The following is a 26,321-nucleotide window of genomic DNA, read 5'->3' on the forward strand; positions in this document are numbered from 1 at the left end:
ACGATGATGACAATGCCTGCGCCTGTTTCAAGTGTGACTCCGACGCCTGAGTCCAAGCTCCTTGAGTCACCGAAAACCGCATTTGCCGACCTCTGGCGCCCAGCGTTGCTGAGTGCGTTTGTCAAGCTTGACCCGCGTCAGCTCAAGCGATCGCCAGTGATGCTGGTGGTTGAACTGACGGCGGTGTTCACCACGGTCCTGTGCTTGATGCCAACGCCTGAAGTCCCCACGGGCGTCGCGCTGCAAATCGCCTTGTGGCTGTGGTTCACCGTGTTGTTTGCCAACTTTGCCGAAGCCTTGGCCGAGGGCCGGGGCAAAGCCCGTGCCGACAGCCTCAAGGCTGGCAGCGTGGGCTTGAGTGCGCGGCGGCGAACCGCTGGGGGCAGCTTCGAGGTGGTCCCCGCAACCCGTCTGCGCAAAGGCGATGTGGTGCGCGTCGAAGCGGGGGAGATGATCCCCGGGGATGGTGAGGTGATCGAAGGGATTGCCGCCGTGAACGAAGCCGCGATCACGGGCGAGTCGGCACCGGTGATCCGCGAGTCGGGCGGCGACCGCTCGGCGGTGACCGGCAATACACGGCTGGTGTCGGACTGGTTGTTGGTGCAAATCAGCAGCAACCCTGGCGAGTCGACGCTGGACCGCATGATTGCGCTGGTTGAAGGCGCCAAACGGCAGAAAACCCCCAACGAAGTGGCGCTGGATATCCTGCTGATCGGCTTGACCCTGATCTTCCTGATCGTGGTCGTGACCTTGCAGCCCTTCGCTTACTTTGCCGGCGGCAGCTTGCCGTTGGTGTTTTTGGTGGCGCTGCTGGTGACGCTGATTCCAACCACCATTGGCGGGTTGTTGTCGGCGATCGGGATTGCCGGCATGGACCGTCTGGTGCGCTTGAACGTCATCGCCAAGTCCGGGCGTGCCGTCGAGGCCGCTGGCGATGTGCATGTGCTGTTGCTGGACAAGACCGGCACCATCACTTTCGGTAACCGGCGCTGCACCGCGCTGTATGCCGCCCCCGGGGTCACCGCCTCTGAGTTGGCTGAAGGTGCGCTGCGGGCTTCGCTGGCGGATGAGACGGCCGAAGGCAAGTCGATTGTCGAGTTTATCCGCGCCCAGGGTCATTGGACGGAGCCGGCCGCCGCGGAATTTGACGCGGTGCCGTTTACCGCTGAAACACGCTTGTCGGGTATTGATTATCAGGGACGGACCTACCGCAAAGGGGCCGTGGATTCGGTGCTGGCCTTTATAGGTCTGCAACGCAGCGAAGTCCTCCCGGCGTTATCGCGGGAAATCGACAGCATTGCCCAAAGTGGCGGCACCCCCTTGCTGGTGTGTGTCCAGGGCCGCCTGCTGGGCGCGATTCACCTCAAGGACGTGGTCAAGCCCGGTATTCGCGAACGCTTTGCCGAGCTGCGCAAACTGGGGATCCGTACCGTGATGGTGACGGGTGACAACCCGTTGACCGCTGCCGCCATCGCCGCCGAAGCGGGAGTCGATGACGTGCTGGCCGAAGCCACGCCCGAGAAAAAACTGGCGCGCATTCGGCACGAACAGAACGATGGCCGCTTGGTTGCCATGTGTGGCGACGGTGCCAATGACGCGCCGGCACTGGCTCAGGCAGATGTCGGCATGGCGATGAACGACGGCACCCAGGCGGCACGCGAAGCGGCCAACATGGTTGATCTCGACAGCGACCCGACCAAGCTGCTGGATGTGGTGCAAATCGGCAAGGAATTGCTGGTCACCCGGGGGGCGCTGACCACGTTTTCGATTGCCAATGATGTGGCCAAGTACTTTGCGATCCTGCCCGCCTTGTTCGCCTCGGTCTACCCGCAATTGGGTGTGCTCAATGTGATGCATTTGAGCAGCCCGCAAAGCGCAATCCTGTCGGCCATTGTGTTCAACGCGCTGATCATCGTGGTGCTGATCCCGCTGGCGCTGCGCGGGGTGCGGGTCCAGGCAGCGAGCGCGGCGCAGTTGCTGCGGCGCAACTTGCTGATCTATGGCGTGGGTGGGCTGGTGGTGCCTTTTGCGGGCATCAAGTTGATCGACATGCTGCTCACGGCGCTGCACCTGGTTTAAACCTCTGAGGAAAACATCATGGCTACTTTGTTCCGTCCGGCCCTGTGCCTGATGCTGTTGATGACCGCGATCACGGGTGTGATTTATCCGCTGAGCGTTACTGCCATTGCACAATTGGCGTTCCCGGATCAGGCCAATGGCAGTCTGGTGCGCGATGCCGGGGGAGCGGTCAGCGGTTCCGTGCTGATTGCCCAGCCTTTTACTGGCGATACGTGGTTCCATCCGCGCCCGTCGGCGGGCGCCTACGCCACTGTTTCCAGTGCCGCCAGCAACCTGGCCCCGAGCAACCCGGCCCTGGCGACGCGGATCAAGGACAGCGCCGCCGAATGGGCGGTGCCGGGCCAAGGGCCGGTACCGCTGGCGATGCTGACCACTTCCGGCAGCGGACTGGACCCGCACTTGCCACCAGAGGCAATACGCTATCAACTAGCCCGTGTGGCGACGGCCCGAGGTCTGCCGCTGCAAGCGCTGGAGCAGTTGCTGCAACGTCACATCGAGCGGCCGCTGGTGGGCCCGCCGGTGGTGAACGTATTGCTGCTCAACCAGGCCCTGGCGCAGCTGGAAAAATGAAACAGTGCAGCGGCCGCGCTCTGCTCGACCGCTGCAACGGATTGCGAGCGGCAAGTTTTATCCACGTGAATAGGTAACGACATGACAGATTCCGGTCGCGCCGATGCGCTGTTAGCTGATTTGCCACGGGCAGGACGTGGCCGGCTTAAGGTGTTCCTGGGCGCGGCACCCGGCGTAGGCAAGACCTACGCCATGCTTCAGGCCGCTCACACCCAGGTTCGGCAAGGGCTGGCGGTGCTGGTGGGAGTGGTCGAAACCCACGGCCGTGCCGAGACTCAGGCGCTGCTCAACGGTCTGGCACAGCAGCCCTTGCTGCGCTCTGAGTATCGCGGGGTGCAACTCGAGGAAATGGACCTCGATGGCCTGCTGCAAGCCCGCCCAGGGCTGGTGCTGGTGGACGAACTGGCCCACAGCAACGCCCCGGGCAGCCGACATGCCAAGCGCTGGCAGGATGTGCAGGAATTATTGGCCGCCGGGATCGATGTTTACACCACGGTCAACGTCCAGCACCTGGAAAGCCTCAACGATCAGGTACGCGGCATCACCGGGGTGCAGGTGCGTGAAACCCTGCCGGACTGGATCGTGCAGGAAGCCTACGAATTGCTGTTGATCGACCTGCCACCGCGCGAATTGCTGGAGCGCTTGCGCGAAGGCAAGGTCTACGTGCCAGAGCAGGCACGGGCGGCAATCGATGCGTTTTTTACCCAGACCAACCTCAACGCCCTGCGCGAACTGGCGATGCAGACGGCGGCCGTGTATGTCGACGATGAGCTGGACAAAGGCTATCGCCAGCTCGGTCAGGCAGCGCCTGCGTTGCGCGGCCGGCTGCTGGTGGGCGTGGATGGCGATGTGCATGCCGAACGCCTGGTACGCCACGCCAGCCGGGTCGCAGAGCGACGGCATTTGCCCTGGAGTCTGGTGCACGTCGACAACGGCACCGTACGTGACGAGCAATCGCGTCTGCGCTTGCAAAGTGCTCAACAATTGGCTGAACGCCTGGGCGGCGAGGTGGTGCTGCTGCGCGCCGGGGAAGTGGCGAAAACCCTGATTCAGCACGCGGCGGAACGGCGCGCCAGTTTGCTGTTGGTCGGGCAGTCGCGTCCCGGGTGGCGGCGCCGGCTATTTGGTGGCGGGCTGGCCGTACGATTGCTGCGAGATGCCCACGGCCTGGAAATCAACGTACTCGATCAGGAACCGACGCTTGAGGTCAAAGCGGGGCGTAGCGAGCGCTCGTGGGTGTGGTTCGACTATGGGCTGGCGCTGCTCGCCACGGTCCTGGCCAGTGCTTTGGCCTGGGGCGTCTCCAGTGTGCTGGCCTTGCCCAATATTTCGTTGGTGTTTCTGGCCGCCGTATTGCTGGTGGCCGTGCGCAGCAGTCCCGGACCGTCGCTGGCCTGTGCGGCATTGTCATTTCTGGCCTACGACTTTCTGTTTATCCCGCCCAACTTCTCGTTCAGCATCCAGCGTGAAGAAGATGTGCTGACACTGTTGTTCTTCCTGCTGATGGCGGCCTTGACCGGAAAGCTTGCGGCTCGCCAGCGCCGGCAGTTGCAGGCATTGCGAGAGACACAGCAGGAAACCACCGAGCTGCTCGACCTGTCGCGCAAACTCACGGCGGCCACTGATCGTCAGGCGGTGATCAACGCTGCCAGTCAGCACTTGAGTGCCTGGAAAGAGCTCAGCGTGTGTTTGCTCAATCGCGACAGCAGCGGTGACTGGAATACCGAAACCGGTGGCCCGCTCCAGTTCAGCGAAACCGAACGGGCTGCAGCGGACTGGGCCTGGGCACACGATCAGTCGGCAGGAATGGGGACCGGAACGTTGCCCGCAGGTCGCTGGTGGTGGTGGCCTTTGAGCGTGGACGGCGGGCCGTTGGGCCTGCTTGGCGTGCGCGCACGGGAAGGGCAGACGTTGAGCGGCCAGCGTCGGCGCTTGCTGATGGCGCTCAGTCAACCGCTGGCACAGGCCCTGGCCCGCGCCCGTCTGGCCCAGGACCTTGAAGCCGCGCGCTTGCATGGCGAAACCGAGCAGTTGCGCAGTGCCTTGCTGGCCTCGGTGTCCCATGATTTACGTACGCCGCTGACCAGCATGCGCGGCAGTATCGACACCCTGCTGGCCTTGGGTGAGGCCGTTCCGCTGGAGGACCGGCGTGAATTGCTCGAAGGCACCCGCGACGAAGCTGAGCGTCTGGATCGCTATATCCAGAACTTGCTGGACATGACACGTCTGGGCCACGGCGCGCTGAAGCTGGCACGCGACTGGGTGTCACCGGCCGACATTGCTGGCAGCGCCCTGAATCGCTTGCGAGCGGTGCTGGCGCCGCTTCAGGTGCAGGTCGATGTCCCCGCGCAATTGCCGTTGCTGCATGTGCATGCGGCCCTGATCGAGCAGGCACTGGTCAATGTACTGGAGAATGCGGCGCGCTTTTCGCCGCCCCACGGGCACTTGCAGTTGAGCGCCGGTACCGCAGCGGATGAGCTGTGGTTTGCCGTGAGCGATCAGGGGCCGGGGATTCCCGAGCAAGAGCGCAGCAAGATTTTTGACATGTTCTACACCGCCGCCCGAGGGGATCGCGGGGGGCATGGCACGGGCCTGGGCCTGGCGATTTGCCAGGGCATGGTGGGCGCCCATGGCGGGCGAATCAGTGTGGGCGAAGGGATTGCCGGTCAAGGCACCTGCATCACGCTCCATCTGCCACTACGTGAGCAGCCGGAGCCTTACCGTGAAGAGTCAGAACATGAAGGCTGATACCCTACGGCCATTCTTTTCTCGCGATGAAATGCCATGAGCCTGTGCGCGACTATTTTGGTCATCGATGATGAACCGCAGATTCGCAAGTTCTTGCGCATCAGCCTGGTTTCCCAGGGGTATACCGTGCTGGAGGCCGCCACGGGGGCCGAAGGCCTGAGCATGGCTGCGTTGCAGCAGCCTGATGTGCTGGTGCTGGACCTGGGGTTGCCGGACATGGACGGCCAGCAGGTGCTGCGCGAATTTCGCGAATGGTCAAATGTACCGGTGCTGGTGCTTTCGGTGCGCGCCAGCGAAGCCCAAAAGGTGCAAGCGCTGGACAGCGGCGCCAATGACTACGTCACCAAGCCTTTCGGGATTCAGGAATTTCTGGCGCGCATTCGAGCCTTGCTGCGCCAGGCGCCCCAGGGAGAAACCCGGGAGACGTCTGTTCAGATCGGCCCGCTAACGGTCGACCTGGCCTATCGGCGCGTCCTGCTTGAGGACGTTGAAGTGGCATTGACCCGCAAGGAATACGCGGTGCTGGCGCAACTGGCGCGGCACCCGGGACGGGTCATCACCCAGCAGCAGCTGCTCAAGGATATCTGGGGCCCGACCCACATCGAAAACAGCCATTACCTGCGCATTGTGATTGGCCATTTACGACAAAAGCTGGCGGATGATCCGACCCACCCGCGTTTTATTGCCACCGAGGCCGGTGTGGGGTATCGATTGCTGGAGGCTTAGTGCTCTTCGCTTTCGTAGCGGTCCAGGGTGTCTTTGGCAATCAGACGGCCCAGGGCGATCAGCTCCGGGGCCTTGTAGAACTCGAAGAAACGGCACACACGCTTGGGCACGTTGATCAGGATATCCGGCGGATAACCGGCAATCTTGTACTGCGCCAATGAGGTCTGCATCACCTCGAAGCTCTGGTTGATCAGGTCCAGCAACGAAGCCGGGCCGACGTTATCGATGATGACTGAACCCGTCGCGGATTTCGGCGCGCCTTCGCGGGTGGGGGCTGCCGCCGGTTGCTGGGCTTTGGGTGATGCCGATTCAAGCCAAGGGTTGGCCGGCGCCTCTTCGAGCTGCGGGTTGAGCATTTCTTGTTCGAGGTTAAGCAACTGCTCGGCGTGTTTGTTGCGGAACGGGATGTGCGACCCCAGTGAGTTAATGACCTGATCAAAGCGGCTTTTGAAGGCGGCAGGACGTTGTAGCACCGGCAACTGGTAGTGGTTCTGGGTGGTCGAGTTGAGATTGACGGCCACGATCAGGTCGCAATGACTGGACACCACCGGCACGATCGGCAAGGGATTGAGCAGGCCGCCGTCCACCAGCATGCGGTTGCCTTGCATCACCGGGGTGAACAGGCTTGGAATCGCCGCCGAGGCCCGCATGGCCTGGTGCAGGCAGCCTTCCTGAAACCAGATTTCCTGTTGGTGGGTCAGGTCGGTGGCCACCGCGGTGTAGGGAATGCGCAGGTCTTCGATGTTGATTTCGCCCACGATATTGCGGATCTGCCCGAACACCTTTTCGCCGCGAATGGCACCCAGGCGGAAGCTCACGTCGACCAGACGCAACACATCGAGGTAGTCCAGGCTTTGAATCCAGTCACGGTACAGGTCGAGTTTGCCGGCGGCATAGACCCCTCCGACCACGGCCCCCATCGAACAACCGGCGATGCAGGCGATGTCATAGCCACGACTTTCGAGCTCTTCGATCACGCCAATGTGCGCGTAACCCCGTGCCCCACCCGAGCCCAATACCAGTGCAATACGTTTTTTCATGAGTCGATCCTTCGCCTTACCGGTGCTCATCATGCCTTTTTGTGTAGTCTAGCGCCTGCCGGGTTCACACCCCGGGTTCGCCAGCTAGGCTAATCAGGTCGCAGGGCACTTTTGCACGTGTTCCCCGTCTTATCTTGCACTGAACTGTTTTTTATTTGAGGAATACACCATGAAAGCCTGGATTTTTGTGCCGTTGATGGCCGTCGTGCTGGCCGGTTGTGCGGGTAAAACAGCTTATCGCGACAGTTGCGCCTCGCAATTGGATGCGGCGTGGCATGAGCTTGATCTGGCCAAGGCAGAAGGCTTTGCCGGAACCATCAGTTACTCGAAAGCGTTGTCTTTGCTGACCGGGGCCAAAACCCAGCAGCAGTTCGAAGCGTTTGAAGGGTGCAGCAAAAAAGCCGAGAAGGCGCGTTTCTATATTCGTGAGTCCCGTGCAGGGCGTTAAGCCATTGCGGTGACGAGGGGAGGATAAGGATGTCAGTGTTGGTTGACCGGATTGTGGCGAACATTTTGCGTCTGGAGGTCAGGTTGCTGGCCTGCCAGGCGCGCTTGCAGGCCAATACGGACCCAGAGGCCCTGCATGACTTGCGCACCACGGTTCGCCGGTTACGCAGCCTGTTGCGTCCCTTGCGCGGTTTGCCGGGCGTGGTGCAACTGGAAATGGCCGCCTCGCAGGTCGGCACCCTGACCACGCCCTGGCGAGACCTGGAGGTCATGGCGGCCTACTTGCAGCAGCACGGGCACGGGCAACTGGCCGCGCGGCGCCGGGAGCAACTGTCCGGCGTGTATGCGGCCATTGCCGACAGCGCGCAGCTTGAGCAGTTGCTGCTGATCCTCGATGTCTTTCCGCGCTTTCTGCGTGCCGCACAGCGTGAAGACATGCTGCGCGGCCTGCGTCAGCGCATTGAAAAGGTGCTGGATAAACAGTGGCAAGCCCTCGAAAAAGCCCTCAACGATCCGGGGCATGACCGGCATCGTGTCCGCCTGCTGATCAAGCGGGTGCGTTACGCGGGCGAAGCCTATCCCGAGCTGGATCACTTGCCCGAGCAGGTGGTGACTCGACTCAAAACGGCTCAAAAAGCCTTGGGCCAGTGGCACGATGCGTGGCAGTGGTTGCTCCAGGCCGAGCAGCAGCCCGACCTGCAACCTTGCGTTGAGCAATGGCGCGCCGCCCTTGTCAGCGGGGAAAAACAGGCTGACAAAGCGCTGATCAAATTGAGCGCGGCTTGCTTCCACTCCTAGGATTTGGCCGATATGGGCGCTGCGCAGTCTCGGCTGTGTGGGTACCATCCCTCGGGTATTTTTCTGTATCGAGGTGCTCATGCAGTTTTCAGAGTTGGTTGAAGCGGTGCGCAATAACCCGCTGGATGTAACGATCGGTGAGGACTGGGGGCAGGGGCGTGCCAGTTTCGGCGGGCTGATGGTGGCCTTGCAGTACGAAGCCATGCGGGCGCGCGTGTCCAGCGAGCGTGCCTTGCGGTCGCTGGCGGTGACTTTTGTCGGCCCTGCCGAGCCGGGCGTTCCGGTCCGCTTCGAGGTTGACGTGCTGCGTGAAGGCAAGGCGGTCAGTCAGGTGTTGGGGCGGGCCGTACAGAACGGTCAGGTCGTGACCCTGGTCCAGGGCAGTTTTGGCGCACCGCGTGAGTCAGTGGTGAGTGTCGAAGCGTTGCCTGCGCCAGAGATGAAATCCGTCGAAGAATGCCCGTTACTGCCCTATATCAAAGGCATCACCCCGGAGTTCATGCGTCATCTGTCGATGGGGTGGGCGGTGGGTGCCTTGCCGTTTACCGGCAAGGGCACGCGGGAAATGGGCGGCTGGGTGCGCCTTGCCGGCGAGGTCAAAGACGAGGCTCTGACCGAGACGCATCTGCTGGCGCTGGTGGATGCCTGGCCACCGGCCTTGTTGCCGCTGCTGAGCAAACCGGTAGCCGGCAGTACGCTGACCTGGACCATCGAATTTGTGCAGCCGTTGCCAGCGGTCAGCACGCTGCAGTGGTGCAAATACCTGGCGGTCATCGAACATGCGCGTGACGGCTACGGCCATGTGGCGGCCAACCTGTGGGGCCCGGCAGGCGAGCTGATTGCTATCAGTCGCCAGACCGTAGCGGTCTTCGGTTGATTAAAAGGTTTTGCTTTGCCGGCTGCTCTCTGACCGGGCATCGAGCCGGCGGCCCTGATGCTGCAAGCCCAGTGCTGCAACCAATGCGACCAGGCCGATGATGGCGCTTGGCGCATTGCTGCTGAATACCCCTGAGACCAGCAGCAGAAAGGCCAAAACGATCATTGGCACTGCGATCATGTTCAGTGCCTGGTGTGCAGGGGTTTGATGGCTCTGCGGGTTCGAGCGCCATTGCCATGCAGGCAGGTTGGGGTGACGTTTGCCCATGAGTGCACTCCTTGTTTTGTCGGGGTTCAGGGCTGTCTGAACCGGATAAACAAAGCATAGGCCCGGGGCGTTCAGGGGGCGAATCAACTCTGGCTATAAGCCTGATAGGGCGTTCTCTATCAATGCCAGGATCTACAGTCTCAACTGGCCTATGGCCCGGTTCAATTCTCCGGCCAGGGTCGCCAGTTGATAGCTGGTGGTGGCGGAGTCAACTGTTTGCTGCACGGTATTCTCGGTGACGTCACGGATGCTGACCACGGCGCGATTCATCTCTTCCGCCACTTGGCTTTGCTGCTCGGCAGCCACGGCAATTTGCGTATTGCTTTCACGCATTTGCGCCACGGCATGGGTGATCTCGGCCAGGGCCACGCCGGCTTCTTGTGCCAGTTGCACGCAGTCATCGGCCTTGAATGAGCTTTCCTGCATGAAGTCTACGGCATCCCGGGTGCCGGTCTGCAACGCAGACACCATCGAGGTGATTTGGTCTGTAGAGGTCTGGACCCGCTTGGCCAAATGCCGCACTTCATCGGCCACCACCGCGAAGCCACGTCCCAGCTCGCCCGCCCGGGCGGCCTCGATGGCGGCATTCAACGCCAGCAGGTTGGTTTGCTCGGCAATGCTGTGAATCACACTGACCACGCCATTGATCTTCTGGCTCTCCTGCGCGAGCTGCTGGATCATGTGTGCCGTGGTTTGCACGCCATTGGAGAGGCTGGCAATGGAGTCCTGCACCCGGCTGACCACTTGCTGCCCGCTGCCGGCCAGGTTGTCGGCGGTTTGTGAAAGATCGCGGGTAGCGCTGGCGTGCTGGGCAATGTGGTAGACCGTGGCCGACATTTCGTTGATTGCAGTGGCGGCCTGGTCGGTTTCGCTCTGCTGACCGAGCATGCCGTGACGCACTTCATCCATGCTGTGGGCCAGTCGTTCGGCCCCGGCGTCCAGCTGCGCGGCGGTGTCGGCCACCGTGTTCACGACGCGCTGGTAACCGGCCTGCATGGCATTGAAAGCGCTGGCCATCTGCCCGACCTCGTCATTGCCGGCCAGCGGCACGCGGGCAGACAAATCGCCGCTTTGCTCCACATGCAGCATCACGTCCTTGAGGGTGTTGAGCTGGCTGAGCAAGAAGCGGATCAGCAACTGCGAGGCGCCGAGCATGGCGAGCATTAACACCAGCACCGCAACGGCATAGTTGGGCAGGCGCTCGAAAAACACCTGGGCCAGGCTGGGCGCCTCAAGCGCAACCGGAAGGGTTTGGGGCAGCGGTTGCCCGGCCGGCCAGGCCTGGAGTAATTGCGCCTGAGCCTGGGCACCGGCCTGAGCGGCAGCGCTGCGCGATTGTTGCTCAAGCTGCACGGCGTACAGCACCAGCAACAGCGTGGTGACAAAGGCCACCGCGTTGACGGCCCAGAATTTGTATTTAAGCGAGATGTTGCTAAGCCAGGCACCCATGGAAGGTCTTCTCTGAGGTCGCGCAAACAATATTGGCAAGGTGCCATCATTGTGCCGTCATCGAGGGCAGGCTGGATTGATGTGGGTCAACCCGAGACAGGTTCTGTAGCCGCTGCCCGCAGGCTTTCAGGGTTGCTGCGCAACCCGTTGCAGCCTTCGGCGGCGGCTACAGGATGGCCATGCCGGACGCAGGCTCGCTCTGCTCGACCGCTGCGACGTCAGATTCGTGGCAAACCAAAAAATGCTCGGGCGCAGGCGGTGGTGTGCTCTGCCAGGTCTTGCTCGCTTTCACCCCGATGCACGGCGACTTCGCGCAGCACTTCGGTCAGGTAGGCCGGTTCGTTTCGGCCATTTTTCGGTTTCGGCCGCAGGGTGCGCGGCAGTAGATAAGGGGCGTCGCTTTCCAGCATCAAGCGGCCACGGGGAATGTCGCGCACCAGTGGGTGCAAGTGGGTGCCGCGACGTTCATCACAAATCCAGCCGGTGATGCCGATGTGCAGGTCCTGATCGAGGTAGCTGAACAATGCCTGTTTTTCGCCGGTGAAGCAGTGCACCACAGCAGCCGGCAGGCGGTCACGGTAGTCACGCAGGATCTCAAGCAGGCGCTGGCTGGCATCGCGCTCATGCAAAAACACCGGCAGCTGCAAGTCCACCGCCATCGCCAGATGGGCTTCCAGCACTTTTTCCTGTTGAGGCCGGGGCGAGAAGTCGCGGTTGAAGTCCAGGCCGCATTCACCCACGGCACACACCGTCGGCTCTTTCAGCAGGGCCAGCAAACGCTGGGCGCTGTCGCCGTTCCAGTCACTGGCGGAGTGGGGGTGAATCCCGGCGGTGGAGAACAGTTGCTGAGCGCTTTTATCCAGCGCGCGGCACAGTTCCAGGGCCTGTTCGCTGCCGTCCACGCTGGTGCCCGTGAGCACCAGTTGGCTGACCCCGGCTGCATAAGCACGGTCTAAAACCGCCTGGTGCTTGTTGTCGAAGCTAGGGTTGGTCAGGTTGACGCCGATATCGATGAGTTGCATGGTGCTACCTCAGGCCACAGGCCGGGAAGCATATCAGAGCTGTAGATTTATAAGAAAAACCAAGAACTACAGGCAGTTATGGTTGTCTTTGAATGCCGCGACCGCGTAATGCCCAGCGTGTTCGAGGCTGTTGCAACGCGTTCGCACACTGTTTCCAGCGTGATTAGCCCTGAAAAAGGGCACCGGTGGTCGGGTAATCCGCCACGGTGCTGGACTGTATTCCTTCCGGAGAACGGATGACGAGACCGACGCTATTGATTGTGCTGTGCCTCATGCTGATGCCATTGCCGGTATTGGCGCGTGTGGCTGGCCCCTTGCAGGCGGGTCAACCGAGTCAGGTCCGCGATCTGGCGCAAATCCGCAGCAGCCAGGTGCTGCGTGTTCTGGTCAACCAGAGCCGCAACAGTTCGGGTGAGGTGAAGGGTCAGGATATCGGCGTTGAATATCACCGTTTGCGCGCCTTTGAGCGCTACCTCAATGACCAGGCCCGGGACGGTCAGGAAATCACCCTGAAAATCATTCCCAAGGCCAAGGATCAGTTGCTGGGTGCCCTGGCGCGTGGAGAGGGCGATCTGGTTGCTCCCGGCGAGTTGATCGACGCCAAAGTCAGTCGCGGCATCAGCGCCAGCGCCCCGATCATTCACCAGGTGCCTTTGCTGCTGGTGGGAGGCAAGGGCGGAAAGCGCTTTACCCGCTTTGACCAGCTCTCGGGTCGCACCGTCGCGTTGACCACCGGCAGTGTCGCGGGTGCCGCCATCAATCAGCTCAATCAAAAACTGGCCTTGCGCAAATTACCCCCGGTCACGATCGAATGGGTGGACCCGACCCTGGCCGTCGAAGATGTGCTGGAGATGGTGCAGGCCGGCATTTTTCGCCTGACCATCGTTGAAAAACCCATTGCCGAGCGGTGGGCCAAGCTGATGCCGAAACTGCGCTTCGAGCGCAAGGTGCTGATCAGCGAGCCGGCGGCCATGCGCTGGTATGTGCGGCGTGATGCCTCCATGTTGCGTGCCAGCATTGACCGGTTCCTGACCCGTTATAAGGTCCCGGCCGATCAGGATGTAGCGTTTGAGCGGGTTTATCGCCGGTTGTATCGGGTGCATTACCCGTTGGCCCGGGCCGACCGCCAAAAACTTGAAAAGCTGAGACCGGTGTTGCAGAAGCACGCCCGGCAGCAGGGCATGGACTGGCTGAACCTGGCAGCGCTGGCGTTCAAGGAGTCCACGCTGAACCCCAATGCGAGGGGCGGTGGCGGGGCGACCGGGTTGCTGCAAATTACCCCATCGGCGGCCCGGCGGGTGGGGGTCAGCAACATTCAAAATGTCGATAACAATGTACTGGCCGCGGTCAGGTACCTGGCATTGATCCGTCGCAAGTTTTTTTCCAGCCCAAAACTCAATGAGCGAGAGCGCATGGCTTTTATGCTGGCGGCCTACAACATGGGCCCGGAGAGGGTTCAGGGGATGCGTGCAGAGGCCCGGCGACGCGGGCTTAATCCCAATCAATGGTTCTTTCAGGTGGAACGGATTGCCATGGAGCAGGTGGGAATGGGCGCTGTCAGCTATGTTAACAGTGTGAATAAATACTACTTGGCTTTCGACCGCGAGCGCGGCTCGCTGGAGCCTGCCGGGGATAAGCTTGTCTCCCGCAAATAATCGAATTATTCGATTGTTATTTCAGGTTTATTCGACTTTTAGCATTTTAAAAATTGATTAATATAGCGGCCATTCCCAGCTGATCACTTAAAGGATTTCACCATGAGCAAATTGACCCAAACCGTTCTAGGCACTCACGCCGGTTATGGCCTGACTGTTCTGCGTATTTTCGTCGGCATCATTTTTGCTGCTCACGGCTCGCAAAAGCTCTTTGGATGGTTCGGTGGTAACGGATTGGCGGGCACAGCCCAATGGATGGAAAGTATTGGCCTTGCCCCCGGCGTGCTGATGGCCCTGTTGTCGGGCGGTACCGAGTTCTTTGGCGGTCTGGCCCTGATTATCGGTTTGCTGGCTCGCCCTGCAGCTCTGGGTCTGACGTTCACCTTGCTGGTGGCAATTTTCACCGTGCACATCAGTAATGGTCTGTTTATGGCCAACAACGGTTACGAGTTTGCCCTGGCGTTGCTGGGCGGCACGGTTGCGGTACTGATTGAAGGTGCAGGCAAAGCCTCTTTCGACGGAGCAATCAGCAAGTAACCTTCTACGTTCTGTCAAAGGCCCGTCTAGTACGGGCCTTTTTCGTTGGACGAGATTCTTGACAGTTATAAGCCGGTTTATCTAGGATGTTTTCTTGCGCCGATTTAAACAGCTACTTGCGGGGCGCCAGGTCATCGAATGATCACCTAAGAGGCTTGAAGCAGGCCTCGAAATACCGCTAAAGCGCTGGTTCGGTGTTGCCTCTCACCTGCCACGCAGAATCTTGAGGCGGAGAACCGATACATGAGTCAACCACGTCCCCTGGTACGTCTTGCGCCGATTACGGCGGGCCATTCGTTACGCAATCCAAAAATCCTTCTGGGCGGTAAACATCAGCCGACGCTGCTGCGTTATCTCGACGGCTGGCCGCGCCGCAAGGGCCGTGCCACCGCGTTTGTGATTCAGTTTGTCGAGCAGGGCGACGGGTTGGCGCGTTTTGCCAATGACAGCTTTGACCTGGCGGTGATCCAGTCGCCGAGCGCCGAGCAGGCCGCACAGGTGATTGGCAACCTGACCCGGGTCTCTCGACAAGGGTTGATTACCCTGCGCTGAGGCACCTGCGGGGACTCGGTAGACCGCTGGCCCCCGCCGGTGGTCTTCAAAAACGCTGCAATCGGTAGGCTTCGATCGACGGTAACCCCTGCGTACCGGTAGCCGTTGCGGGCGCTGCCAACTGGCCGATGATTTCGGCGGTGACCGCGGCTTGCGTCAACCCCAGATGCTGATGGCCGAACGCGAGCAGCACCTTGCCGTCGCATACTTTATCGATGATCGGTAACGAGTCTGGCAAAGACGGGCGGAACCCCATCCAGGGCGTCGCCGCGTCTGCGTTCAAGTCGCGTTTGAACAGGCCCTTGCTTAGCCGGTGCAACTGCCAGGCGCGCTCCATGCTCGGCGCACGCTCTAGGCCGGCGAACTCGACCGTGCCAGCCAGCCTCAGGCCATCGTTCATCGGCGTCATGATGAATTTGCGCTCCAGCGAGGTCACGGCGAAAGGCAATCGCCCATGTTCATGGGGCAGCATCAAGTGGTACCCGCGCTCGGTATCCAGCGGCACCTTTTTGCCGGTCAGGGCAGCGGTGAGCTTCGCCGAGTGGGCGCCGCAGGCGATTAATACCTGGCGGGCAATGACCCGGCCCTGATCGGTGATCAGCGAAACGCCACCTTGCGCCAGATGCCCGCCTTCAACCCGCTGCTTGAGAAACTGCACACCGCTGAGCCTGGCGGCGTGTACCAGCTCGCAGACAACCTGATAAGGGTCGAGAAAATGTCCGGTACGCGGAAAGAACAACCCGCCCTGGAGCTGCTCGCTCAATTGCGGTGCTGCCTCGCGCACGGCACTGGCCTGCCACCTGTCGACCGGCACCTGTTGCCCGTGCAGGCGAACCAGCAGCGCTTCGATCGCTTGCTGTGAATCGGGGCGCTCGAATACCAGCAATGAACCGTCTTCTTTCAACAGATCAGGGCGGGCAATCTCTTTCAGCAACCGATCCCAGGCGCCCAGGCTGCTTTCATTCAGTGCGCGAATACCGGCCACCGTGCGCTGGTAAGGGGCCGGGCGAAGATTCAGCAGCAGGCGTGCGAACCAGGGCAGGGCGCGCGGCATGTATTTCCAGTCCAGCCGCAGCGGCCCCATCGGGTCCATGAGCATGGCGGGCAACCGTTTCAGGATGGACAGGTCGGCAATGGGGAAGACCTGTTCGGTGGCCAGATGCCCGGCATTGCCGTATGAAGCGCCGTGGCCAGGGTCTTGCTGATCGATGACGACCACCCGTAGCCCCCGGCGTGCCAGCTGCAGGGCACTGGCGACGCCGATGATGCCGGCGCCGACCACGGCTATGTCGGGGGTGTCGTGCAGGGTGTTTGAAGTCGGGTGATTGGGCATGGTTTCAGGCTTCTCTCTGACCGTCGAGCAAGCGACGCAGCTGCAGCGGATTGCTGTGCTTGAGCGCGGCAGGCAGCAGAGTGTCCGGGAAGTCCTGGTAGCACACCGGACGTAGAAAGCGCTGGATGGCAGCAGTGCCGACCGAGGTCGTGCGCGGATCGGAGGTGGCCGGGAACGGTCCGCCGTGGACCATTGCATCACACACCTCAACGCCCGTTGGCCAACCGTTGACCAGCAGGCGTCCGGCCTTGCGCTCCAGGGTTGGCAGTAACGTCCGGGCAGCCTCTACGTCAGCGTCATCCAGGTGCAGGGTGGCGGTCAGTTGACCTTCCAGGAACTCGATCACCTGACGAATCTGCTCATCGTCGGCACATTGAACGATCAGCGCCGCAGCCCCGAACACTTCAGCCTGCAAGGCAGTGTCGGCCAGAAAATCCTCGGCGCGGGTGATGAACAGATGGGTCTGGCACTGGTTCGGCGCTTCTCCCTTCAGTCCGACTGCAACCGGCTGTGCATGGGCATGCTCAAGCAATGAACCGATACCGGACTCATAGGCCTGAAAAATACCGGGCGTCAGCATGGTTTGCGCCGGGCTGCGCTGCACAAGGTCTGCCGCCACGCGGATGAAGCGCTCCAGGGCCGGGCCCTGACGGGCAATGACCAGACCGGGGTTGGTGCAGAACTGGCCGGCGCCCTGGGTCAGGGAGGAGATAAAACCCTGTGCCAGTGCTTCGCCCCGTGCCTGCAGGGCTGACGGAAACAGTACGACCGGGTTGATTGAGCTCATCTCCGCGTACACAGGGATCGGCTCGCGACGGGCCTGAGCTGCCTGGCACAGAGCCATCCCGCCGCTGCGCGAGCCGGTGAAGCCCACGGCTTTGATGCGCGGGTCGCTGACCAGAGCGATGCCCACTTCGCGCCCCGAGCCGAACAGCAATGAAAAGACCCCCGGGTGCAGTTCTGATTTTTCCACGGCGCGAGCGACGGCGCGCCCCACCAGCTCGCTGGTGCCGGGGTGAGCGCTGTGAGCCTTGACGATCACCGGGCAGCCCGCGGCCAGTGCCGAAGCGGTGTCACCGCCGGCGACCGAGAAGGCCAGCGGGAAGTTACTGGCACCGAACACGGCCACCGGGCCCAAGGCCACCTGGCGCTGACGCAGGTCTGAGCGGGGCAGGGGCTGGCGTTCCGGCAATGCCGGGTCGACCCGTACATCCAGCCATTCGCCCGCCCGTACGGTGCGGGCAAAGGTGCGCAGTTGCTGGCAGGTCCGCCCTCGTTCACCGAGGATGCGCGGACGCGGCAGACCGGACTCGGCAACCGCGCGCTCGATCAGCTCATCGCCAAGGGCTTCAATCTCATCGGCCATGGTGTCGAGAAAACGGGCGCGGGTGGCCAGCGAGGTCGCGTGATAACTGTCAAAAGCAGCCTGCGCCAAGGCGCAGGCCTGTTCGACATGCTCGCCGGAACCGCCCGGGTAGGCCGGTTCGAGCGGCAGGTCTGTGGCAGGATTGATCGCCCTGATTACTGCACTGTTACCGGTGATGGCGTGCTGACCGATCAGCATCTTGCCTGTCAGAGTCATGACGTGCTCCTGGATAAGTAAGGCTGGAAACAAGCTGGGCGCCGTTGCGAAACAGGGGTGTTACGCCACGGGCAAAAACAGGGGCGGCGCGCATCCGGCGCGCCGCCATACAGGCAGGGATCAGGCGACGTTCTGTTCGGCCGACCAGATTTCGTACCACTGGCGGAACAGCGCGTACTGGTTCTCGGCATAGCGACGCTGGGCATCGCTGAGGACGTCGGTGTCGTTGAAATGCAGGCTGTAGGCCTGGTCGCCATTGAGCACCATCAGGTGCTTGTAATAGAGCACCAGGTCGGTGCCTTCGTCGAACGACGACAGCACGCTCAATGCAGACTCCAGCTCTCTGGCCAGACGACGGGCCTTGGCATCGCCTTGCGCGGCTTGCTTGCTCAGGGCCACCAGTTGCAGCACTTCGCGGGGCAATGCGTTGCCGATACCGGTAATGGCCCCGGTGGCGTTGCAGTTGACGAAGCCATGCACCACTTGGGTGTCGACGCCGACCATCAGCGTTACGTCATCGTCCTGGGAGGTGATGTGCTCGGCGGCATAGCGCATGTCGGCGGCGCCGCCGAATTCCTTGAAACCGATCAGGTTCGGGTACTCACGACGCAATTCGAAGAACAGGTCCGCACGGGTAGCGAAGCCGTAATACGGGCTGTTGTAGATCACGGCAGGCAGACCCGGGGCCGCTTTGAGGATGGCGGCGAAGTGAGCTTTTTGCGCGGCCGGCGACGCTGCACGGGACAGCAATCGAGGAATCACCATCAGACCCTGGGCGCCGACTTTGGCAGCATGGGCGGCATGGGCCACCGCTTCGCGGCTGTTGACGGCACCGGTACCGACGATGGTCGGAATACCCGCGGCCACCAGACGTGCGACACCTTCTTGGCGCTCGGCTTCGGTGAGCAGAGGCCAGTCGCCCATCGAGCCGCAATACACCACGGCGCTCATGCCGATATCGATCAGTTCGCGGCCCTTGGCCACCAGTGCATCAAAGTCCGGCTTGCGCTCTGCGGTGCAGGGGGTCATCAGTGCAGGAATGCAGCCAGTGAAGATGTTATCGCTCATTGTTGTAACTCCTTGAGGCGTTTATTCAGAGGGTGTTAATAAGTTGGCCGCCAGGGCGGCATCCCGCGTGGCTGCTCAAATGCCCCACGCGAAGGGATCCTGTTCGTCGATCAGCAGCGTGCTGTCGGCGGTCATGTAGGCGCGTCCGGTAATGAAAGGGCGGATGCGTTCCCCCTCCCATTGGTAGCTGCCTTCGAACTGGCTGGCGGTGATGCTGGCCTGAATCCACGACTCACCGGCCGCCAGTTTTCCATCCGCCGCCAGGCACGCCAGCTTGGCGCTGGTGCCGGTGCCGCAGGGCGAACGGTCGTAGGCTTTGCCCGGGCACATGACAAAGTTGCGGCTGTCGGCCACGTCGTCGTCGGTAAACAGTTCCACATGGTCGATCAAGGCGCCGTCTTCGCCATGAATGCCTTGGGCTTCCAGCGCCTTGAGCATTGCCCAGGTGTATTCGGTCAGAACTTCGACGTTGTCCATGTGCACGACCTGGCCGTGATCGCTCACCAGAAAGAACCAGTTGCCACCCCAGGCGATATCGCCATACACGCGGCCATGCCCCGGGACGTCCACCGGCACCTGCTGGCGGTAGCGATAGGCGAGCACGTTGCACAGGGTGACGGTGCCGTCTTCATGCAGCGTGGCGCTGACCGGGCCCACCGGAGTGTCGATCTTGTGCACGCCCGGGCTGATATGACCCAGGTGGTGCAGCGACGCGACCAGGCCGATGGTGCCGTGCCCGCACATGCCCAGGTAGCCGGTGTTGTTGAAGAAGATCACACCGCAGGTGGCATCCGCCGAGACCGGCTCACAGTAGAGCGCGCCCACCAGCACATCATTGCCGCGGGGCTCCAGCAGGCAGGCCCGGCGCCATTGGTCATGGTGGTCGCGCAGGGCGTCGCGCTTCTCGGCCATGGTCTGGCCGGACAAGGGCGGGAAGCCATCCATGACCAGGCGAGTCGGTTCGCCGCCGGTGTGGGAGTCAATGACATGTACTCGTTTCATAAATCTATCCATTAGAAGAGCGCCAAGACGTGAAAAGGCAGTGCTGCCGGAATTTCATGACGACGCCTGGCGGTATGCGGCCGCAGGGCGCTGACCTGAAACAGGGCTGACTGGAGCGGGCTCGGCCTCGCTTTCATCGTCTTCCTGCTCCAGGCGGACAAGGTGCGCCGGCACACCGGTGGCTGCGCCCCAGTAATAGATAGCCATCGCGAAGGCCGCTACGATCAGGGTGTCGAAGGGGTGACTGAGGATGCCCAGGCCGCCGAAACTGCCGAGTTTTGAGAGCACGATGGTGGTGATGTAGAAACCGATCAGCCAGGCGGACGACCGCACTTGCTGGCCCAGGCTCAGGTGGCCGGTGGGCACATAGCGCCCGCACAGCAGGTACACGACGAACATCAGAATCTGCAGGCCGAGCAGCCAGGACACGGTGTTCCAGCCTGACCAGTAGACAATCAGCGACGCGATGATGAAGGACAGCGGGCCCAGCACACTCATCCACTTGACCCGGAACGGGCGCGGCATGTCAGGTGCATTGCGGCGCAGCGCGGCCACGGACACGGGAGCGACGGCGTAGCTCAGGACCAGTGCAGCGGAGACGACATTGATCAGCGCTTCCCAGGACGGGAACGGCAAGGTCCAGAACACCGAGAGGGCAAAGGTCAGCCACAGCGCAGGGCGTGGAATACCGGACTTTTCATCGATGCGGGTAAATATCTTGAAGAATGTGCCGGTTTGCGCCCAGCCATAGATCACCCGGGGGGTGGCGTTCATGTAGATGTTGCCGCACCCGCTGGGGGAGATCACCGCATCAGCCACCACCAGATAAGCCAGCCAGCCCACGCCCAGCGCCAGGGCGATGTCGCGGTAAGGCAGTGCCAGTTCTTTGGTGACACCGGCCCAGCCGTTGGCCAGCATTTCGATGGGCACGCTGCCGATAAAAGCGATCTGCAACAACACATAGATCGCGGTGGAGAGCAGCACGGACAGGATCAACGCAATGGGAATCGTCCGTTGCGGGTTCTTGACCTCGCTGGCCACCGAGATGATGGGGGTCAGGCCGAGATAGGCAAAGATGATGCCGCCAGCGGAAACGGCCATTTCGACACCCGACAGGCCAAAGGGAGCAAAGCCCTGAGAGTGGAGGTTGTCCGGTTTGAAGAAGGTAAACAGCACGCCGATAACCAGCAGCGGGACGATGAACTTGAACACGCTGACCAGGTTGTTGGCCGTGGCAAAGGTCTTCACGCTGCGGTAGTTGAGCATGAAGAACAGGCACAGCAGGGCAAATTGCAGCAGCCAGCCAAGGATTGTCGGATTGCTTGAGCCGGCCTTGGTCAGTTCGGGGAACCAGGCCGCGGCATATTGACGAGCCGCAACCACTTCGATCGCCACCAGGCTGGAAAAGGCGATCAGCGTGATGAAGCCCATCAAGTAACCGAGTAGCGGGCCGTGGGAGTACACCGGATAGCGAACCACGCCCCCGGCTCGGGGCAGCGCGGCGCCGAGTTCACAGTAAACAATGCCCAGTAGCAACACGGAAAAGCCGCCCAGCAACCAGGAGAAAATTCCCGCGGGCCCGGCGATGGCCGAAACGTGACTGGCTGCAAACAGCCAGCCTGAACCGAAGATGGCCCCCAGACCGATAAAGGTGAGGTCCATCAGTGAGAGCTGTTTTTTGAATTTGCCTTTGCCTGACATTGGGTCGCCTTCTTGTGAGTTATTGGATAGGCAGGTGTGATGTCACTTGGAAGCGCCAGCCTCGAACTACCGAAGATGGCGATGCGGCCAAACAGCCGCGTTTTTATTAAAAATCGGTTCAAATGCCGGCCTGTCCTGATCGCCGGCAACTGTTGTGCTTCCCATCCCCAGGGCAGGTAATCTTCGTTTCCTTGTGTCCGGGGTGATATTCGTTTGTCATGTCGCCAGAGGTTTTAGCCCGGCGTTCAATGGCTATAGAGTGAACCGCCGAGCAGGCACGCGATTGATGTTTTCTAGAGGTGCTGATGACGAAATCAGCACATTTTCACCATCCGGACAGCGGGGAATGAGGTTCATGACGCAGAGCGCGTTTGCGATCCTGTGCCAGGGCGACGACATGAATCGTCCTGAAACCCTTGAGGAATTACTGAGGGGAGTGGCGCTGCTGTTACCGATGCTGGATGTGATTCCGAATGCGGCGATCTTCATCAAGGATGTTCAGGCACGGTATGTCATGGCCAATCGCACCCTGGTGCAGCGCTGTGGCTTGAAGCATCTGCAACCGTTGCTGGGCAAGACCAGCGCGCAGGTGTTTCCGGAACAGTTAGGGCCTGGCTACACCGAACAGGACCGGCGTGTTCTGGAGCAAGGCTGGGTTCTGGAGGATCAGCTGGAGTTGCACCTGTATGGCAGCCGGGAACCCGGATGGTGCCTGACCCACAAGCGTCCACTGTATAACCGTGACGGTGAAATCATCGGCCTGGCCGGCATTTCGGTCGACCTGCAGTCGGCCAGCGACACGCACCCGGCCTACCAGCGGCTGGCAGCTGTCGACGAACATATTCGTGCGCATTTCAATCGACGGATCACGCTGGGGGAGCTGACGCGGATCGCCGGGATCTCGGTGGCCCAGCTCGAGCGGTACTGCAAGCGGGTGTTCCATCTGACACCGCGTCAGATGATCCAGAAGGTTCGCCTCGAGCATGCGCATCGCCTGCTGCATACCGACATTCCGATTACCGAAGTGGCACTGCAATGCGGCTATACCGACCACAGTGCCTTCACCCGGCAGTTCAAAGCGTTGACCGGCTTCACTCCGCGCCTGTACCGGCAGGCAACGGCGCAGTGAGCAGCCGGCTCACGGTCTAGAGGTATTCAATCGCGACGATGTACACCCACTGTTCACCGGTGGGTGTTTGCACCCGGACTTCAGCGTCCAGTGATTTGCCGATCAACGCCCGCGCCAGAGGCGAATCGATACTGATCAGGCCCAGCTTGAGGTCCAGCTCGTCGGGACCGACGATGCGGTAGCGGGACTGCTTGCCGTCCTCGTCTTCAATGGTGACCCAGGCGCCAAAGTAGACCTTGTTCGGGTCGCTGGGCTTTTCGCTGACCACCTTGAGGCTTTCAAGGCGTTTGGTCAGGAAGCGCACGCGGCTGTCGATCTCGCGCAGCATCTTCTTGCCGTAGGTGTATTCGGCATTTTCCGAACGGTCGCCTTGAGCCGCCGCCTCGCTGACAGACTGGGTGACTTTGGGTCTGCGCACGTGCCACAGCTCGTGCAGCTCGGCACGCATCCGCGCTTCACCTTCAGGGGTAATCAGCGCGGTGCCGGCAGGGCGAGGAGGGCGATAGCGGCTCATGGGCAATCCGTTTGCAGGGAAGGGCGCGAGTCTATCAGCCCTCGCGCAACACTGTCAGCGGGCTGGCATTGAGCGCCCGGCGGGTGCCGAACACGCCTGCGCCGCCGACCATCAAGGCGCCGATGACAGGCAGCAGCAGTAACCACGGATGTGGATGCCAGGGCAGGTCGAAGGCGAAGCGATAGAGCACCAGGCTGACCAGTTCGGCGCCCAGCGCAGCGAGCAAGCCGCTGGTGGCACCGAGCAAGCCGAACTCGATGCGCCGTGCCTTGATCAGCAGCTGTCGCTCGGCCCCCAGCGCACGCAGCAACGCACCTTGACGAATCCGTTCGTCGAGGGTGGATTGCAATCCGGAAAACAGCACCGCCATCCCTGCGGCCAACACAAACAGCAGCACATATTCAACGGCCATGGTCACTTGCGCGAGGATACTGCGCAGCTGTGCCAGCAAGGCTTCGATGGGCAGGATGGTGACGGCCGGGAAGCTGCGCGACAGTTCGATGATTTGCGGGTCGTGCCCCGGTGCCAGATAAAAACTGGTGAGGTAGGTGGCGGGCAGATCCTGCAACGTACCGGGCTGGAAGATCATGAAGAAGTTCGGCTGGAAGTTGTCCCAGTTGATGCTGCGCAAGCTGGTGACCCGGGCTTCACGGTTGACCCCGGCGACCGTAAACATCAAGTGGTCCCCCAGTTTCAGCTTCAGGCTTTCGGCAACCTTGGCTTCGACGGATACCCCGGGTACTTCTCCGGCGGGCGGTTGATCCCACCAATTGCCTGCGGTCAACACGTTACCTGCAGGCAGGTTGGCGGCCCAGGTCAGGCTCAGGTCACGCTGGATGGCTTTGTCGCCGCTGGAGTCCTTGCTGACGATGTCTTGCACCGGCTGGCCGTTGATGCTGATCAGGCGCCCCGGTACCACGGGATACAGCGGCGCAGCCTGGGCTTGCAGTTCATGCAGGCGGGCACCGAAGGCGTCCTTGTCCGCCGGCAGGATATTCAGGGCGAAATAGTTCGGAGCGTTTTCAGGCAGCTGGTTTTGCCAGGTATCGAGCAGTTCGCCGCGCAGCAGGGCGATCAGGGCCATCGACAGCAGAATCAGGCCGAAGGCCAGGGCCTGGCCTGCCGCTGCCAACGGGTGACGCAGCAACTGGCCCAGCCCCAGGCGCCAGGGCAATGAAGCGCGGGCCAGCAGGCGACGCAGACTTTGCAGACCCAGCAGCAAGAGGCCGCCGAGTACCAGCGCGGCCACCACACCGCCGCCGAGCAGGGCGAAAGTCAGCACCAGGTCAAGGCTCATGCGCCACATGATCAGCCCGAGTGCCAGCAGCGCGGCACCGTAAACGGCCCAGGTGCCGGCCGGGACGGGCAGCATGTCGCGGCGCAAGACACGCAGTGGCGGTACGCGGCCCAAAGCGGCCAGCGGTGGCAGGGCAAAGCCGGCCAATGCCACCAGCCCGGTGCCAATGCCGGCAATGGCGGGCATCAGGCCGCCGCCGGGGACGTTGGCCGGCAGCAGGTCGTGCAGCAAGGCGAACAGCCCCAGTTGCGCCAGCCAGCCGAGCGCTGCGCCGACGAGGCTGGCCAGCAGCCCGAGGATCGTGAGTTGCAGGGTAAACAGCAGCAGGGTTTCGCTGCGGGACAAGCCCAGGCAGCGCAACAGGGCGCTGGCATCGAAACGTCGATTGGCGAAACGGGTGGCCGACAAGGCCACCGCGACACCGGACAGCAGCACCGCCACCAGGCTGGCCATATTCAGATAACGCTCGGCCTTGCCCAGCGCACCGCCGATCTGTTGATTGCCATCACGGCCATCCAGCAGGCGCTGGTTAGGTTCGAGACCGGCTTCGATCACCTGGTGATACGACGCCAGCGCGGGGGTTTCACCGCGCCACAGCTCGCGGAAAGTCACCCGGCTCCCGGGCTGCACGATACCGGTGGCCGCCAGGTCGTCAAGGTTGATCAGGACCCGTGGCGTCAGGCTGTACAGATTGCCCGCGCGGTCGGGTTCGTAAGTGAGGACCCGGGTGATGCGCACGGTTTTGGAGCCGACATCGATCTCATCGCCGATCTTCAGGTCCAGCGCCGTCAACAGACGGGCTTCGGCCCAAGCCTCTCCGGATTTGGGTCCGCCACCCGGTTGTTCTTCGGCATAAGGCCGGGCCGCGCTTTTAAGCTCCCCGCGTAATGGATAGGCCTCATCGGCAGCCTTGATGCTGGACAGCTGAATCCCGTTGTCGGTTGCGATCACGCTGGAGAACTCGACCACCCGGGCATGTTCGAGCCCCAGTTCCTTACCGACCCGGACTTGCTCGTCGCGGGCAGGAGAGCTGCCATCGAGTACCAGGTCGGCGCCCAGGAACTCGGTGGCGCGCAGCAGCATTGCGTCGTTGAGGCGTGCCCCGAAATAGCCGATGGCGGTGCTGGCAGCCACCGCGACCAGCAGCGCAAAGAACAGTACGCGCAGTTCGCCGGCGCGGGCATCACGCAGCAGTTGGCGTACGGCCAGGCTTAACAGACGCGACAGCGGCAAGCGTGCCATCAAGGCTCCAGGGGGCCGACCAGATGGCCAGCTTCAAGACGGATCAGGCGTCGGCAGCGATGGGCCAGGCGCTCGTCGTGGGTGACCAGTACCAGTGTGGTACCGCTTTCCTTGTTCAGCTCGAAGAGCAAGTCGGTGATGCGTTCGCCGGTGTGGCTGTCGAGGTTGCCGGTGGGCTCGTCGGCAAACAGTACATCGGGGTTGGCCGCAAACGCACGGGCAATGGCGACCCGCTGTTGCTCACCCCCTGACAGCTGACGGGGCGAATGGCTCAGGCGCTGGCCCAGGCCGACACGCTCCAGCAAGTGCCGGGCGTGCTCGCGGGCATCTTTGCGGCCTTCGAGTTCCAGGGGCAACATGACGTTTTCCAGGGCGTTGAGGCTGTCGAGAAGCTGGAACGACTGGAACACAAAGCCGACGTGTTCGGCCCGTACCCGTGCTCGCTGGTCTTCGTCGAGGGTGCTCAAGGCGCGCCCGGCCAGGATCACTTCACCCTGGCTTGGCAGGTCGAGGCCGGCCAGCAATCCCAGCAAGGTCGACTTGCCGGATCCGGAAGCGCCGACGATGGCCAGGCTGTCGCCCTTGTTCAGCTCGAGGCTCAGCGGGTGGAGGATGGTCAAAGCGCCTTCCGTGCTGGGGACCACTTTGCTAAGGTTCTGCGCGGTGAGAATACTTTCGCCCATGGA

At 61.9% G+C, this 26,321-nt stretch carries 23 protein-coding genes; 11 read left to right on the top strand and 12 right to left on the bottom strand.

Going from position 1 to position 26,321, the window contains the following annotated elements; translation table 11 throughout:
• Positions 1-6 precede the first annotated feature (6 nt).
• The 4 genes from kdpB to AWM69_RS17800 all read left to right on the top strand — a co-directional run bounded on the left by kdpB (position 7) and on the right by AWM69_RS17800 (position 6,123).
• Positions 7-2,079 (top strand): potassium-transporting ATPase subunit KdpB, encoded by a 2,073-nt coding sequence (gene kdpB, locus AWM69_RS17785; RefSeq protein WP_373274336.1) that lies wholly within the window; start codon positions 7-9, stop codon positions 2,077-2,079.
• Between the two features lie 18 nt (positions 2,080-2,097).
• On the top strand, positions 2,098-2,649 hold the full coding sequence (gene kdpC / locus AWM69_RS17790; protein ID WP_218727781.1) for a potassium-transporting ATPase subunit KdpC: 552 nt from the start codon (positions 2,098-2,100) through the stop codon (positions 2,647-2,649).
• An 81-nt stretch (positions 2,650-2,730) separates the two neighbouring features.
• Positions 2,731-5,397 (top strand): sensor histidine kinase KdpD, encoded by a 2,667-nt coding sequence (locus AWM69_RS17795; RefSeq protein ID WP_218727783.1) that lies wholly within the window; start codon positions 2,731-2,733, stop codon positions 5,395-5,397.
• A gap of 36 nt (positions 5,398-5,433) precedes the next feature.
• Entirely contained in the window at positions 5,434-6,123 is a 690-nt protein-coding gene (locus AWM69_RS17800) for a response regulator (RefSeq protein ID WP_131653226.1), read from the top strand.
• On the opposite strand, the gene AWM69_RS17805 is transcribed toward AWM69_RS17800, so the two are convergent.
• On the bottom strand, positions 6,120-7,163 hold the full coding sequence (locus tag AWM69_RS17805) for a patatin-like phospholipase family protein (RefSeq protein ID WP_131653225.1): 1,044 nt from the start codon (positions 7,161-7,163) through the stop codon (positions 6,120-6,122). The two genes, AWM69_RS17800 and AWM69_RS17805, sit on opposite strands and share 4 nt — an antisense overlap.
• Positions 7,164-7,332: 169 nt before the next feature.
• On the opposite strand from AWM69_RS17805, the gene AWM69_RS17810 reads away from it, so the two are divergent.
• From AWM69_RS17810 to AWM69_RS17820, 3 genes are all read left to right on the top strand, one after another.
• Positions 7,333-7,611 carry a hypothetical protein gene (locus AWM69_RS17810; protein ID WP_048382396.1) on the top strand — a complete coding sequence of 93 codons (279 nt, stop codon included), beginning with the start codon at positions 7,333-7,335 and terminating at the stop codon, positions 7,609-7,611.
• 29 nt (positions 7,612-7,640) lie between these two features.
• Positions 7,641-8,408 (top strand): CHAD domain-containing protein, encoded by a 768-nt coding sequence (locus tag AWM69_RS17815; RefSeq protein WP_218727785.1) that lies wholly within the window; start codon positions 7,641-7,643, stop codon positions 8,406-8,408.
• 79 nt (positions 8,409-8,487) lie between these two features.
• On the top strand, positions 8,488-9,285 hold the full coding sequence (locus AWM69_RS17820) for an acyl-CoA thioesterase II (protein WP_218727787.1): 798 nt from the start codon (positions 8,488-8,490) through the stop codon (positions 9,283-9,285).
• Here AWM69_RS17820 and AWM69_RS17825 read toward each other — a convergent pair whose 3' ends face one another.
• From AWM69_RS17825 to AWM69_RS17835, 3 genes are all read right to left on the bottom strand, one after another.
• A complete protein-coding gene (locus tag AWM69_RS17825) occupies positions 9,286-9,552 on the bottom strand; it encodes a terminase (protein WP_131653222.1) in 267 nt (88 codons plus the stop codon).
• Positions 9,553-9,684: 132 nt separating this feature from the next.
• The gene (locus AWM69_RS17830) at positions 9,685-11,001 is read right to left on the bottom strand and encodes a methyl-accepting chemotaxis protein (RefSeq protein WP_218727789.1); all 1,317 of its coding nucleotides are present in this window, start codon (positions 10,999-11,001) and stop codon (positions 9,685-9,687) included.
• A 218-nt stretch (positions 11,002-11,219) separates the two neighbouring features.
• Complete coding sequence (locus AWM69_RS17835) at positions 11,220-12,023, bottom strand: TatD family hydrolase (protein WP_218727791.1); 804 nt, start codon at positions 12,021-12,023, stop codon at positions 11,220-11,222.
• A gap of 236 nt (positions 12,024-12,259) precedes the next feature.
• Between AWM69_RS17835 and AWM69_RS17840 the strand changes: the two genes are divergently transcribed.
• The 3 genes from AWM69_RS17840 (at position 12,260) to AWM69_RS17850 (ending at position 14,767) form a co-directional block, all read left to right on the top strand.
• Positions 12,260-13,678 carry a transglycosylase SLT domain-containing protein gene (locus tag AWM69_RS17840; RefSeq protein ID WP_218727793.1) on the top strand — a complete coding sequence of 473 codons (1,419 nt, stop codon included), beginning with the start codon at positions 12,260-12,262 and terminating at the stop codon, positions 13,676-13,678.
• A gap of 102 nt (positions 13,679-13,780) precedes the next feature.
• Positions 13,781-14,215: a DoxX family protein gene (locus AWM69_RS17845; protein ID WP_131653218.1), complete on the top strand. Its 435-nt coding sequence runs from the start codon at positions 13,781-13,783 to the stop codon at positions 14,213-14,215.
• A gap of 243 nt (positions 14,216-14,458) precedes the next feature.
• Positions 14,459-14,767, top strand: coding sequence for a class I SAM-dependent methyltransferase (locus AWM69_RS17850; protein WP_131653217.1), 309 nt, complete (start codon positions 14,459-14,461; stop codon positions 14,765-14,767).
• A gap of 46 nt (positions 14,768-14,813) precedes the next feature.
• Here the strand turns inward: AWM69_RS17850 and AWM69_RS17855 are convergent, their stop codons facing one another.
• From AWM69_RS17855 to AWM69_RS17875, 5 genes are all read right to left on the bottom strand, one after another.
• Positions 14,814-16,100 (bottom strand): FAD-binding oxidoreductase, encoded by a 1,287-nt coding sequence (locus tag AWM69_RS17855; RefSeq protein WP_218727795.1) that lies wholly within the window; start codon positions 16,098-16,100, stop codon positions 14,814-14,816.
• Positions 16,101-16,104: 4 nt separating this feature from the next.
• Positions 16,105-17,682, bottom strand: a complete 1,578-nt coding sequence (locus AWM69_RS17860; protein ID WP_218727797.1) for an aldehyde dehydrogenase (NADP(+)) — start codon at positions 17,680-17,682, stop codon at positions 16,105-16,107.
• Positions 17,683-17,802: 120 nt separating this feature from the next.
• Positions 17,803-18,750, bottom strand: a complete 948-nt coding sequence (locus tag AWM69_RS17865; RefSeq protein ID WP_048382406.1) for a dihydrodipicolinate synthase family protein — start codon at positions 18,748-18,750, stop codon at positions 17,803-17,805.
• A 75-nt stretch (positions 18,751-18,825) separates the two neighbouring features.
• Complete coding sequence (locus tag AWM69_RS17870) at positions 18,826-19,752, bottom strand: 4-hydroxyproline epimerase (protein WP_131653214.1); 927 nt, start codon at positions 19,750-19,752, stop codon at positions 18,826-18,828.
• 54 nt (positions 19,753-19,806) lie between these two features.
• A complete protein-coding gene (locus tag AWM69_RS17875) occupies positions 19,807-21,453 on the bottom strand; it encodes an APC family permease (protein WP_131653213.1) in 1,647 nt (548 codons plus the stop codon).
• Between the two features lie 355 nt (positions 21,454-21,808).
• On the opposite strand from AWM69_RS17875, the gene AWM69_RS17880 reads away from it, so the two are divergent.
• Entirely contained in the window at positions 21,809-22,582 is a 774-nt protein-coding gene (locus tag AWM69_RS17880) for an AraC family transcriptional regulator (RefSeq protein WP_131653212.1), read from the top strand.
• A 16-nt stretch (positions 22,583-22,598) separates the two neighbouring features.
• Here the strand turns inward: AWM69_RS17880 and greB are convergent, their stop codons facing one another.
• The 3 genes from greB to AWM69_RS17895 are packed head-to-tail and all read right to left on the bottom strand — an operon-like array spanning position 22,599 to position 26,318.
• Positions 22,599-23,096 carry a transcription elongation factor GreB gene (greB, locus tag AWM69_RS17885; RefSeq protein WP_048382409.1) on the bottom strand — a complete coding sequence of 166 codons (498 nt, stop codon included), beginning with the start codon at positions 23,094-23,096 and terminating at the stop codon, positions 22,599-22,601.
• A gap of 34 nt (positions 23,097-23,130) precedes the next feature.
• Positions 23,131-25,635, bottom strand: coding sequence for an ABC transporter permease (locus tag AWM69_RS17890; protein WP_218727799.1), 2,505 nt, complete (start codon positions 25,633-25,635; stop codon positions 23,131-23,133).
• On the bottom strand, positions 25,635-26,318 hold the full coding sequence (locus AWM69_RS17895; protein ID WP_218727801.1) for an ABC transporter ATP-binding protein: 684 nt from the start codon (positions 26,316-26,318) through the stop codon (positions 25,635-25,637). The genes AWM69_RS17890 and AWM69_RS17895 overlap by 1 nt, the downstream gene beginning before the upstream one ends.
• Between the last annotated feature and the right edge of the window lie 3 nt (positions 26,319-26,321).

Source organism: Pseudomonas sp. D1HM, from assembly GCF_019266105.1.
Lineage (GTDB): Bacteria > Pseudomonadota > Gammaproteobacteria > Pseudomonadales > Pseudomonadaceae > Aquipseudomonas > Aquipseudomonas taetrolens.